The organism is Bradyrhizobium sp. 604_D8_N2_3 (assembly GCF_051810765.1).
Classification (GTDB): Bacteria; Pseudomonadota; Alphaproteobacteria; order Rhizobiales; family Xanthobacteraceae; genus Bradyrhizobium; species Bradyrhizobium barranii.
Genome location: NZ_JBPWPM010000001.1, coordinates 3,807,911 through 3,820,872, shown reverse-complemented (window position 1 = coordinate 3,820,872; position 12,962 = coordinate 3,807,911). Strand labels below are relative to the sequence as shown.

Sequence of the window (12,962 nt, the reverse complement as noted above, 5' to 3'; positions counted from 1 at the left end):
GCGATCCATTCTAATTCATAGCCCTAAAAACCTATTGCATGACTAGAGCCGCTTGACGCCGCGCGATCATTTGTCGTAATCGTTTGTCCACATTCCGAACAACCAAAAGGAGGATAACGTGCCAGCAAAGATCACCGGAATCATTCCGCCCCTCACCACGCCGTTCGACCAGAATGGCGACATCGACGAGAAGGCGTTTCGCCGCCAGGTGAAGTTCCTGCTCGAGAAGGGCGTGCACGGCGTCTGCGTCGGTGGCAGCACCGGCGAAGGCCACACGCTCACGGCCGACGAATTCCGCCAACTGATCGAGGCCTGCGCGGAAGAGCTGAACGGCAAGGTCCCGCTTGTCGCCGGCATCATCGCCAACTCGACCCGCGAAGCCATTGCGCGCGCCCGCGCCATCGAGCACGTTAACGTCGCCGCGCTCCAGATCACGCCGGTACATTATCTGTTCAAGCCGGACGAGGATGCGACTGTCGGTCACTTCAAGACGCTGTCGGAAGGGGTCAAGCAGCCGGTCATCATCTACAACGTCGTGCCGTGGAACTATCTGAGCCCGGCGCTTCTCCTGCGCATCATGAACGAGCTGCCGGGCGTGATTGGCGTCAAGCAGAGCGCCGGCGACCTCAAGCTGATGGCCGATTTGCTACTCGACGTGCCCACCGGCAAGGTGGTGCTGACCGCGGTCGACGCGCTGCTCTATCCGTCATTCGCGCTCGGCGCACATGGCACGATCGCGGCCAATCCGGCCGCCGTCCCTGGCGCCTGCGTCGCACTGTGGAACGCCGTCCAGCGCGGTGACCACACCACCGCCCTCGAGATCCATAAGCGCCTGCTGCGGTTCTGGAACACCATCGTTGGCGACAACCTGCCAGCCTGCGTTAAGCACGCCCTCACCCTCCAGGGTTCGCCGAGCGGCCTGCCACGGCAGCCGATGCCGGCGCCGACCAGCCGGCAGAAGGAAGCAATCGCAGCAGCTCTCAAGCCGCTGATGGAGCTCGACGGCGGCGTGAGGCTCGCCGCGGCCGAGTGAGTATTCGACAACGGGCGCGGCCGCATTGCCGCCGCGCCCGATTCCGTCTAAGTCGGGTGAGGATCGCGGCTTGCGCTTTATAAGGCCGCATCGCCCGGAAGGTCCCGATATGACGAGCGCTGACGGCAGTCGACAAAGCGTGAAGTCGCTCTTCAAGATGCTCGAAGTGCTCGAGGCCTTTTCCTCGAGCGACCCGGAGCTGAGCGTCGTCGAGATCGCGCGACGCACCAACCTGCCCCGCACCACCGTCCATCGCATCGTCGACAGCCTGCGCAGCGTCGGCTTCCTGGAGCAAGACGCCAGCCGCGACCGTTACCGACTTGGGCTGAAACTATTCGAGCTCGGCGGCAATGCGCTGACGAACCTACCGCTTTATCGCGAGGCGCCGCCCTTCGTTGACACGCTCGCCAAGCTCAGCGGCGAGGATGTGCATCTGTGCATCTTCGATGGCGCCCAGATGGTCTTCGTCAACCGCCGCAACCAGATTGCCCGCCCCCACAACACCGTGATCACAATGGAAGCGTCGCCCTGCCATTCAACCGGCGTCGGCAAGGCTGCCCTCGCCTTCCAGAGCGATGCCGTGATCGAACGCGTGATCCGCGCCGGGCTGGCCTACTTCACGCCGAAGACGATCGTCGAGCCGAAACGGCTCAAAGCCGAGCTTGCTGCGATCAGAGCGCGCGGATATTCGGTAGACGATTGCGAGCATGAGCCGGAGCTGCGGTGCGTCGGCGCACCAATCCGTAACAGTGCCGGCCGCGTCTTCGCCGCAATCAGCGCGAGCGGCCCGAGCCGGCGCGTCACGCCCGAACGGGTACCCGAGCTCGCGCGGGCCGTGATGACGCATGCAGAGCTTCTCTCGATACGTCTTGGATATGAGCCAAGCATGCAAAAGCCCGACACAGGTTTTTCGAACGAACACGGCGGCTCAGTTGATGAGGCCAGGCACGCGAGCCGCGCAACAAAGACACCGGCCGAATAACTGTCCGGTCTCGAGATAGTGGATGTAGAAATAGGAGCGCTCGATATGCAGCCAGCGCGCGCGAGAGACCGATAGAAAATGCCCGCCTGAATCGCCTTCGCCCTGAGCTCACTTGCGACGGCCTCCTTCGCCTCGCGCGCGCACCGGAGCGAACGGTGCCTCTGCTAATCCGCGCCTCGACCGAAATCATCGGACAGTCGAGCGCCCGGTGCGGCATCACCCACACCGAAGGCCTGATCACGTGAGCTGTGATGAGATTTTTCTTGATCTCCCGGTGCACACGTCGTGCACACACGACCTCCTAATCGATTGAAAAACCTGAACTCTCGCTCCGGTCCATCATGGGTGCCACGGAAAATTTCCAACGCAAGTCATTCATTTTATTGAACTATTTTATCTAGAATCGACCCCGCATGTGACTGGATCGACTGAGAAATCTGGCACGACGAGGCTTTCGCAGATTGCTCCTTCTAGGCTCATCTATGTCCGAATTGGAAGCGAAAATCTGGCCTTCGGATTCTCACCACGCACACGAAAACCCCATGTACAGGTCACTCGCGCAGCGCTCGCCCTTTACGCGGGTCACATTGAAGGCGAATTCGCGCAAACCGGGTCGACATTTGGCCGGCACGTTTTGCGGGAGATCACAAGTGGGAAGAGGTGGTACGCAGCACTCACGGCGATCTTGTGTTGGTGGCAGATGTCTACGAGTCGCGAGCTCTCCGAATTTCCACAACTGAGCTTTGCCGCGGTGCGATCTATGAACTAGCCCAACCCGGCAATCCGACGGGTCACCAGCATCAGAGCCATCGGGCGCGTTTGAAGCGCAGGTAAAGCACCCCGCAAAGCAGGATGATAACGCCCACCACGACAAAGTAGCCGTATTGCGTCTTCAGCTCAGGCATATTTTCGAAGTTCATGCCGTAGATTCCGGCAATCGCGGTGGGTACGGCCAGTATGGCGGCCCAGGCGGCCAACTGCCGCGTGATCACGCCCTGACGCTGCTGCTCCAACAGATTGCTCACCTCGAAAACCGAAGTCAGAACGTCTCGCAGGGAGTTCACCATCGCTTCGACGCGCCGCACATGGTCCAGGACGTCCTGGAAATAAGGACGAGCGTTGGCGTCAAGACACGGCGTCTCGAGGTGCACGAGCCGGCCGCAGACCTCCGTCATCGGGCCGATAATTCGCTGGAAGCGGATCAGTTCTTGGCGAAGCCCGAAGAGCCGTTTGACGTCCGCACGGCTAAGAAAGCTGTCGAGCGCGCTTTGCTCCATGTTGAGAACGCGTTCCTCGATCGTCTCGACCACCGGAAGATAGCCGTCGACGATAAAGTCGAGGATGGCATGGAGAACGTAGTCGGGGCCATAGCCCAGCAGGCTGGGGGCTGCTTCGAGCTGGGCGCGGAGATTGCTATGCGCGCGCGCCGAGCCATGCCGAACCGTGATGATGAAATTCTTCCCGACGAAAATTGCGGTTTCACCATAGGCGATGCGGTCGTGCTCGAGATGGGCTGTGCGCGTCATCACAAACAGCTGGTCGCCATAAACGTCGACCTTCGGCAATTGGTTCGCTTTCAGCGCATCTTCAATCGCAAGAGGATGAAGCCCATAGTTCTTCTCGAGCTGTTCAAGCTCTCGTTCCGGAGGCTCGAATAACCCGATCCAGACAAACTCGGATTTGCCCTTGCAATCGATAGGCTCGTCCAATGAGACGGCTTTTGCCTTCTTGCCATGACGATACAAATGGGCTGCTACAACGCTCACAACGAGCTTCCTCCAAACCTGTCGAGCGGTGTGCACCACCCCGTCACCTTAAATCGCCTGCCTTCATTTTGTTGCAGGCTTGGAGCGCGGGATGGTTCGGATTCAATCTAACGGTCGGGCATCGCGTTTGACCCGCGCATGTTGACGGTCAAGCACCAAGGCTAAGATGCGCACGACGACGTCGATCTGCGCATCCGGTGACGAAGGGCGTTCATCAGGGTCGAATGCGATTCCAACCGCGGCATTCCGGCCTTCGTCCGTCTCCACGGGCCAGAAATCAAAGCGGGAGGCCAGATTGGGGTAGATGCCACTGCGTATGACAGTTCCAGTCGCCAGGGACGATCGTGCCGCCTCCAACTCGGCCTCCTGCGGCTCCACGTCTCCGACTTGCTCGAGGGAAACCACCCTGCCCTCCCTAACGAGCATCACGATGACGGGAACCTGGAAGAGCGTTGCCAGTGCCCGGGACGTTACCGAGACGATCGCCTTCGTATTGTCGGCCGCGACGACATCACGGCAATAGCCTTGCAGCAAGGTCGCGCGCCTTCTTGACAGCCTCGCTTCGGTCGCCCTCTGCCGGGAGGTGAAGGCAACTGCACTCACGATGACCCCGACGACGAACAGCAGCCCAATCGCCCAGATGTTCGCGGGGTCATCGACCGCTAATGAGTAGCGTGGCTCGGTCAGGAAGAAATTGAATGCCAGAGCACCTGATATCGCTGAACAGAGTGACGGACCGAGGCCGAGACTCACACCTGCGATGATCACTGGAAGTACGAAGATAAGCGACAGGTTGGGGATAGTGACGCTGCTGTCAATACCGACAGCGATGACCGTTGCGGCGGCGGTCATGGCGATCGAAACAAGGTAGCGCGCCACTTCCGATGCTACCGGACCCAGAAGGGGCTCGGCATCAGGCGCCGGCGCGATGTCCTGCGGCAGCTTCGATTCAACTTCCGTCACCACTTGAACTCCCGCCTGGCAGGCGACACACGTCGGCCGAAAAGCAAGCCCGTCAGCGTGCGCTCGCAGCGCTGATGGCTGACCGAGCATACAACAACTCCATCCACATGTGAGCCGCATGAAAGGCAAATTCAACGTCGCGCGAAGCGCGCCGTCGCCCAGACTGTCAGGTATTTGATCTTCCGGCTGGCTGAGGCAGCGCCGCGGGTCAGCCATGAGCGCGCGATCATTCCTGTCGAGGACGCGAAGAGGTGATCGACCGCGTGGGGGGAGAGACAGACTCGGCCAGATATTTCGCACGCCATTTCGGCCCTGGGCCGCGCATGTAATGATTTTCCGGCCGGTATCTGGCGGACGGTCCGTACCAAGCCGGAAACAGGAACGTCGTCAGCACCTCAAGGGCGCGATAAGTGAGGAGCATCAGCCTAGCGAACGCTTCCCTTGCCATATTGCCTCCGAAGATTCGCCAGACGCCGCCGATACCCGCGTTCGCACTCTTGGTTCGCACTCCTGGGAGTGAGATCGCGGTCAATCCGGAATGAATTGGTTCGATCCTCGAGAGCAGACCGGCTGCGATGGTGATCGCCACCTAGCCATTAGTCTCCACGAACGGATATCGCATGGAAGCATGTAGGTGATCGGATAGGAAATCGAGATAGCCCGGCGTCCGCTCATATAGGCGCCGCATAGTGGGCACGACTGGCCGAGAACCGGAGTTTCATCAGTTGCCGTCGCGAGCAACGGCAGACGTTTAGCGGCCGTGACGGTCGTCGCAATGCTGGCAAACGGTCGTCGGCCGGCGGTGCGCTAGTTCTTCTTCTTGGACGCCTTTGTATCCGTGGCGCGAGCGCCACCCCAGGGATCGTACTTCTCGTCAGGGACCGGAATCCTGTCCAGCGCGGCCTTGTAAGCCTTCTCGTCGACCTTTGGCCGGCTTTCGACGGGCGGACCTGAGTTGCCGCGGCCTCGGCCAAAACCCTGTGCGTGGGCCATGAAAGTGGCGGCCAACACCGCCGCGACGGCAACAACGAGAGCCGGGAGTGCGCGCCTTCCGCCGATCATGCTCATTCCTCCTGCGGCGCGAACGCCTATTGTCCGGATGGTGTGCGGACGCCGTGCCAAGCGTCGCGCACCTGGTGATAGTGGGCCTCCGGCAGATAATCCGGCGTATCGAGATTGAGCGTGCGGACATCCAGCCGGCCGACGGCGCTGAGCAGCGTGTAGGAAGCGATCACCCGGTCGCGCTGCGCCTGGATCTGACGCGAACGGGCCGCGGTGAGGTCCTGCTGAGCGTTGAGCACGTCGATCGTGGTGCGCTGGCCACCGGCGGCCTCGCGGCGAACGCCCTGCAATGCGACGTCTGCCGCCTTAGCCTCCGACTCGGCCGCTGTCAGTGCGACCTTGGTGCCCTCATTGGACACCCACGCGCCGACAACCGCCGTCCGCGACTGGCTCCTGACCTGCTCAAGCACCAGACGGCTTTGCGAGGCGAGTTCCTTGGCTTGGCGCGTCTGGGAGGCGGCGGTACCGCCGTCATAGATTGGTACGTTGATCTGGCCGAGGATCGAGGCCTGATCGGTCGCAAACGTGCTCAGCGTCGAATCCGAATCCTTGGAGCGGCTGGCGTTCGCCTGTACGGCAACCGTCGGGAGCAGACTGCCTTCTGCGACCTTGATCGTGGTCTGCGCGACATCCACATCGTAGCCCGCACCGAGCACCGCCGGATGCTCGTGATTGGCGGTCTCGATCGATGCCGGCATCGTCACGGGTGATAACCGATCGACTGGCGTGGCCGGCGTCAACTGACCGGGCGGCCCGCCGATCACCTGGACGTAGGTCGCTTTGCTGATGGCAAGCGTCACCTCAGCGGCATTGAGATCGGCAAGGCCCCGACTGAGGCGCGCCTCGGCCTGGGCCGTATCGGTCGGCGTCACATCGCCCGCATCGAGACGCTTCTTCGTCGTCGCCTGGATCTCACGCAGCACTGCGACGTTGGTGCGCTGCGCCTCAACCAGGGCCTGATTGGCCAATACGTTCATATAGGCCGTGACGGCGTCGAGCAGCACGCCCTGCCCGGTGTTACGCAGCGCCTCGCGCCCCGACAGAACCTGATACTCGGCGACGCGCACGCTGTTGGCGGTCTTGAAGCCGTTGAACAGAACCTGGCTGACGGTCACGCCAATCGTCCACGGACGCAGCGTCGCGCCCTGGATCGTATTGTCGGGCAGCGTATTCCTGACCGCCTGCAAACCCGCGCTGAGGCTCGCGACCACCTGCGGCCGGTAGCCGGCGAGCGCCTGCGGCACGTTCTCGTCCGTGCCGCGCTGCCGGGCACGATCGGCGTTGAGCTGCGGGCTCGACTGATAGGCCCGGACCAACGCCTCGGACAGCGTTTCCGCGCGCGATGGCACGCAAACCGTCATCGCCGCCCCGGCAAGGAAAAGTACCAGTGTCCGGCCGGACGCTCGCACAGCCCCCCTGACGATCTTGTTACGCACGCCCCACCTCATTCTGCCGGCGCCAACTGAGGCTGCGCCGCCAGGCCCGGCCGGGTCCGTCGCGAGAACATCGAGATCAGCGCTGGCAGCGTGACCAGAATGACGATCGGCGCCAGCATCATTCCGGCGACGACCACGACCGCAAGCGGCTTCTGCACCTGCGAACCGATGCCGCTGGAGAGCGCCGCGGGCAGGAGCCCAATGCCCGCGACCACGCAGGTCATCAGCACCGGACGAAGCTGAAGCTCGCCGGTGCGCAGGATGGCAGCACCGCGTTCCATACCCTCGTCGATCAGCGCGTTGTACTGGGACAGGATGATGATTCCGTCCATCACCGAGATGCCGAACAGTGCGATGAAGCCGATTGCAGCCGAGACGCTGAAGGGAATGCCGGTCACGAGCAGGCCCAGGATGCCGCCGAGCACGGCCATCGGGATCACACTCATGGTCAGGACGGTGTCGATGATCGAGCCGAAATTGAACCAGATCAGCATGGCGATCAGCGCGAGGCTGATCGGCACCACGATCGACAGCCGCCGGATCGCATCCTGCAAATTGCCGAATTCGCCGACCCATTCGAGATGCGAGCCCGCCGGCAATTGCACGTTGGCCGCGACCTTCTCCTGCGCCTCCTGGATGGCGCTGCCAAGATCGCGCTCGCGCACCGAGAATTTGATCGGCAGATAGCGTTCCTGCTGCTCACGATAGATATAGGCGGCGCCGGACAGGACCTTGACTGTCGCGACCTCGCTCAGCGGCACCTGCGTGACGCCGTTCGGCCCCTGCGCCCCAATTCGCAAATTCTGGATTGCCTCGGCGCTCTTCCGGAACTGTGGTGCAAGGCGGACGATGATCGGGAAATGCCGGTCGGAGCCCGGCTCGTAGAGGTCCCCGGCGCTGTCGCCACCGATCGCGGTCTTGATCGTCGCATTGATATCGCCCGGCGACAGTCCGTACCGCGCGGCGCGGGCACGGTCGACATCGATCTGGATGGTCGGTTGGCCGAGCGAGGTGAAGACCGCAAGGTCGGTGATCCCCTGAACGGTGGCGAGCTGCGCCTTGATCTTGTTTGCGGTGTCCGTCAACGCCTGGAGGTCACTGCCATAAAGCTTGATCGAGTTCTCGCCCTTCACGCCCGACACGGCCTCCGACACGTTGTCCTGGAGATATTGCGAGAAGTTGAACTCGACGCCCGGAAACTTTTCCTGAAGCTGCCCCAGCAGCATGGCGGTCAGCGCGTCCTTGTCCTCGCCCTCAGGCCATTCCTTGGCGGGCTTGAGCGGCGCAAAGAATTCCGCATTGAAGAAGCCGGCGGCGTCGGTACCGTCGTCCGGCCGGCCATGTTGCGATACCACCGACTCGACCTCTGGCCGGGCAGCGATCACCTTGCGCATCTGGTTGACGTAGGAGTTACCCTCCTGGAGCGAGATGGTCGGCGGCAAGGTTGCGCGGATCCAGAGATTGCCCTCCTCCAGCTTGGGCAGAAACTCGAGCCCGAGCAATCGTACGGCGACGACCGTGATCAGGACCAGGACGGCGCCGCCCGCCAGCACGACGCGGCGATGCGCGAGCGATCGCGCCAGCACCGGCATATAGAGCCGATGCACCCAGCGCATCAGAAACGTCTCGGTCTCCTCGACATGGGCCGGAAGGATGATGGCGCTCAGCGCCGGCGTGACCGTGAAGGTTGCAAGCAGGCCACCAGCGAGCGCATAGGCATAAGTCCGCGCCATCGGACCAAAAATATTGCCTTCGACGCCGCTCAAGGTGAACAGCGGCAAAAAGGCCGCGATGATGATGGCTGCGGCGAAGAAGATCGAGCGCGACACGTCGGAGCCGGCCGTCAGGATGGCATGATGCTTCATGTCCATGACGGTGCGCGACGAGATCGTCGCCCGCTCGCCCGGCGTCAGCCGCTCGGTATGCGACAGGCGCCGGAAGATCGCCTCCACCATGATCACGGTCGCATCCACGATCAGCCCGAAATCGATCGCCCCGACCGATAGCAGATTGGCGGATTCGCCTCGCAGCACGAGGATGGTGACCGCGAAAAACAATGCAAACGGAATCGTTGCGCCGACGATCATCGCACTGCGCAGGTCCCCGAGGAAGATCCACTGCAACAGCACGATCAGGCCGATTCCGACCACCATGTTCTCCAGCACGGTGTGGGTCGTGGTCTGGATCAGGTCCTTGCGGTCATAGATGCGCTCGATGCGCACGCCAGGGGGCAGGATCGACGAATTGTTGATGCTGGCGACGAGCTCTTCGACGCGCGAAATGGTCGGCGAGCTCTGCTCTCCGCGGCGCATCAGGACGATGCCCTGAACGATATCGTCGTCCTGATCCTGGCCGGCGATGCCGAGCCGCGGTTGCTCGCCGACGGTGACGGTCGCGACGTCGCGGACCAGCACCGGCGTGCCGCCATTGGAGGCCACCATCGTATTTTCGAGCGCGTGGATCGAACGGATCAGGCCGACGCCGCGAACAACGGCGGATTGCGGGCCGATATTGACGGTGTTGCCGCCAACATTGACGTTGGCGTTGTTGATGGCCTGTTGAAGTTGCGGGAGCGTCAAGTCGCTCGCCACGAGCTTGTTGAAATCAGCCTCAACCTCGTAGGTTTTGGTCTTGCCGCCCCAGCCAGTTACATCGATCACGCCCGGGACAGTGCGGAAGCGCCGTTGCAGGACCCAATCCTGCAACGTCTTCAGATCGAGCACGGAGTAGTTGGGCGGCCCCACCAGCCGGTAGCGGTAGATCTCGCCGATCGGGCTCAGCGGCGAGATCTGCGGCTGCGCATTGTTCGGCAGTGGCGGTAATTGCGAGAGGCGATTCAGGACCTGTTGGAGCGCCTGCTCGTAGGTGTAGTCGAATGAGAACTGCAGCTTGACGTCGGACAAGCCGTACAACGAGATGGTCCGGATCACCTTCATGTTCTTGATGCCGGCGACCTGAGTCTCCAGCGGGATCGTGATGTAGCGCTCGATCTCCTCGGCCGACAGCCCCGGACTTTGCGTCACGATGTCGACCATCGGCGGCGTCGGATCGGGATACGCTTCGATGTTGAGCTGCTGAAACGCGATCAGGCCGCCGACCAGCATGGCGGCGAACAGGCCGACCATAAGGAAGCGGCGACTGACTGCGAAGGCGACGAGACGTTCCATGTGAACCGGCTTGCCTTGAGTTAGCTGCCGGAAGCGGCACGGTCGATGAACAGGCTTCCGCGTGTGACGATCTTTTCGCCGGCCTTCAGGTTGCCGCGTGCCTCAACGAGGTCGCCATTGGTCAACCCGATCTGGATTTCGCGCAGCTCGACGGAACCGTCGTCGCGCGAAACCCAGACCCGAACACGATCGCCCTCGAAGATCAGAGCCTGCTTCGGCACGCCGACCGAGGGACGGTTTTCGCCGGCATAGACGGTAACGTTGGCGAACATTTCCGGTTTGAGCGATCCGTCCCTGTTGTCGATGGTGGCGCGGACCATGAGACGCCGCGTCGACGGATCGATCGCGGCGGCGACGTAATCCACACGCGCCTTGAACTCGCGACCGGGAAGCGCCAGCACCGTAAAGGCGATATCCTGTCCGATGGCGATGTCCGCAGCCTCGCTCTCGCGCACGAAGGCCGTGAGCCAGACCGTCGAGAGGTCCCCGATCACGAACACCGGATCGCTCGCGCTGCTGCTGATGAACTGGCCGGGACCGATCTTGCGCTGCACGACCGTGCCGCCGATTGGCGAAGTGATCGGCGTCTCGGCGCTGATCTGGCGCGTCTCCTGGAATTTGGTGATCTGCTCCTCGGACCGCCCCAGGATGCGCAGCCGATTATGCGCCGCCTCGAGCGCGGTCTCCGCCGAGCGCATGTCATTCTGCGCTGTGATGAGATCGGCCTGCGCCTGCTGCCAGTCCTTGAGAGGCACCGCTTTGCCGGCATAGAGGTCGTTGGCGCGCTTCTCGACGATTTGCGCGAGGTTGAGCTTGGAGCGCGCGGTATTGAGGCTGCCGAGCGCCGTCACGAAATCGTTCAGGCCCTGCACGGTGTCGGTGGCTTCGACCACGAACAGCGGCTGCCCGCGCTCGACGACATCGCTGGGTTTCACCAGAAGTTTCACGACACGGCCCGCATAGGGCGAGAAAATCGGCGTGGAGCTGTCTTCGTTGACGGCGATCTTGCCCTCCGTGACGTGCTCCGCACGAAACACCCGCTCCGTCACCGGCGCAATCGAGAGCGTTGCCAGCTCAGATGCGGTCGGAACGTAGCGCGGTGGCTTTACCTTGGCCTGGCTCGACATCTCCATGGATTTTCCATGTGACGCGAGCATCCGCGTCGCGCCGATGGTCGCAATGGCAAGCGCGATCGCCGCAGCCGCAAGCGTAACGATTCTTTTCCGGCTAAGGCTCGAACCGGCGTTCATGATGCAAACGTGCGCATTGACTCATGCACTCCCGTGCCTCCTGCGAGGCCTTGGCTTACTCGCCCAAACGGGGCTCAATTCTGAACGCGGCCGCGCCACATCGGCGATCTCGACCCGCGGTAGTACCGCATCGGACCGTGATTGCCGGACATGCCGTCGGCGATCCGCCGTGATGCTCCCAGGCTGTCATGGCGTCGGCAGCGCGTAGCATGGTTCGCTTGCACAGAACTGACAGCACGTCCTCACAACATCACGCTCGCGGCAACAGAGATCACGATCCGCACGGCGCGTCCGCTCACAGGGTACGCCGTGCCGATCGATCTCATTGGCTCGGCCACATCGGATATTTGGGCCCGCCATAGTAGCGCATCTGGTGAGTACCCGGCGCATCTGTTGCGGTGGCACCGAGATCGCTCACGCATCCGGCAAGGCAAGCGCCAAGCCCGACGAGAGCGATCATCGCCGCAACTTTCAGTCTTCGTCTCGAGCCGATCATGCAGTCCCCCTGCCTCCCGGCGTCAATACTTCGCGACCACCGCGTTGCCGCCGAACTTGAAGTCGAGCCCGACCATTACGGTCGAATAGGTGTTGGCCACCGTGTACGGCAGCACACCGTTGGTCGGTGCATCGCGATGGAACGTGCCGTAGTCGAAGTAGCGATACTCGAACTTTCCGATCAGATTGTTGGTGAACGCATAGGCGATGCCACCGCCGGCGGTTAGGCCGCTCCGTGTGGCCTTGAACGTGTCCACCCCGACGCCGGGATTGGTGTTGGTGTGCGTCAGCTCGCCATAAGCCCAACCGCCCGTGAAGAACAGCAACAAGCGGTCGACCGCGATGCCGCCGCGTCCCCGCAGCGTGGCACCCCAGCCCAGCTTTGTCGCGTCGTTCCAGCCGAGCGCGAAATTGTCGTTGCCCTTGATGTCAGCGCCAAAGCCGTCTGCTTCGATGCCGACGACGATGTTGCCGCTCTGCCAGTTGGCGCCGATCTCGCCGCCGCCGAAGCCGCCCGTCGATTCGTAGTTCGCCGTGAAGTTGGCAAAGCCAACCGGGCCGGTGGCGTTGTTCACGTTGTGATTGCCGAGCCCCCAGCCGCCGAAGACGCCGACATAGAAGCCGGACCAGTCATAGGCCGGCGCCGCGACTGGCGGAGCCTTGCCGTAGATCGGGAGATCGGCGCCAAACGCCGGCGACATCGCCGTCAATGCGCCCAATGCAACCGTTGCGAGAAGAATCTTTTTCATTGCTTGCCCCTGTCGAATGTCTCTTCCGAAGCGGGCGGCGCTCGCGGCGCCACCCGTCC

At 62.4% G+C, this 12,962-nt stretch carries 9 protein-coding genes; 2 read left to right on the top strand and 7 right to left on the bottom strand.

What is annotated here, in order from left to right:
- Positions 1-118 precede the first annotated feature (118 nt).
- Positions 119-1,033: a dihydrodipicolinate synthase family protein gene (locus AB7245_RS17945; protein WP_354237466.1), complete on the top strand. Its 915-nt coding sequence runs from the start codon at positions 119-121 to the stop codon at positions 1,031-1,033.
- A 25-nt stretch (positions 1,034-1,058) separates the two neighbouring features.
- Entirely contained in the window at positions 1,059-2,015 is a 957-nt protein-coding gene (locus AB7245_RS17940; protein WP_439034528.1) for an IclR family transcriptional regulator, read from the top strand.
- An 800-nt stretch (positions 2,016-2,815) separates the two neighbouring features.
- Here AB7245_RS17940 and corA read toward each other — a convergent pair.
- The 7 genes from corA to AB7245_RS17905 all read right to left on the bottom strand — a co-directional run bounded on the left by corA (position 2,816) and on the right by AB7245_RS17905 (position 12,903).
- Positions 2,816-3,781: a magnesium/cobalt transporter CorA gene (corA, locus tag AB7245_RS17935; protein ID WP_071915189.1), complete on the bottom strand. Its 966-nt coding sequence runs from the start codon at positions 3,779-3,781 to the stop codon at positions 2,816-2,818.
- A 102-nt stretch (positions 3,782-3,883) separates the two neighbouring features.
- Positions 3,884-4,744, bottom strand: coding sequence for a DUF4118 domain-containing protein (locus AB7245_RS17930; RefSeq protein ID WP_439034527.1), 861 nt, complete (start codon positions 4,742-4,744; stop codon positions 3,884-3,886).
- A gap of 807 nt (positions 4,745-5,551) precedes the next feature.
- A complete protein-coding gene (locus AB7245_RS17925) occupies positions 5,552-5,806 on the bottom strand; it encodes a hypothetical protein (RefSeq protein WP_439034526.1) in 255 nt (84 codons plus the stop codon).
- A 26-nt stretch (positions 5,807-5,832) separates the two neighbouring features.
- Positions 5,833-7,167, bottom strand: coding sequence for a TolC family outer membrane protein (locus tag AB7245_RS17920; protein WP_439035735.1), 1,335 nt, complete (start codon positions 7,165-7,167; stop codon positions 5,833-5,835).
- An 83-nt stretch (positions 7,168-7,250) separates the two neighbouring features.
- Positions 7,251-10,409, bottom strand: coding sequence for an efflux RND transporter permease subunit (locus tag AB7245_RS17915; protein WP_439034525.1), 3,159 nt, complete (start codon positions 10,407-10,409; stop codon positions 7,251-7,253).
- 20 nt (positions 10,410-10,429) lie between these two features.
- Positions 10,430-11,659 carry an efflux RND transporter periplasmic adaptor subunit gene (locus AB7245_RS17910; protein ID WP_439034524.1) on the bottom strand — a complete coding sequence of 410 codons (1,230 nt, stop codon included), beginning with the start codon at positions 11,657-11,659 and terminating at the stop codon, positions 10,430-10,432.
- Between the two features lie 518 nt (positions 11,660-12,177).
- Entirely contained in the window at positions 12,178-12,903 is a 726-nt protein-coding gene (locus AB7245_RS17905; RefSeq protein WP_439034523.1) for an outer membrane protein, read from the bottom strand.
- Between the last annotated feature and the right edge of the window lie 59 nt (positions 12,904-12,962).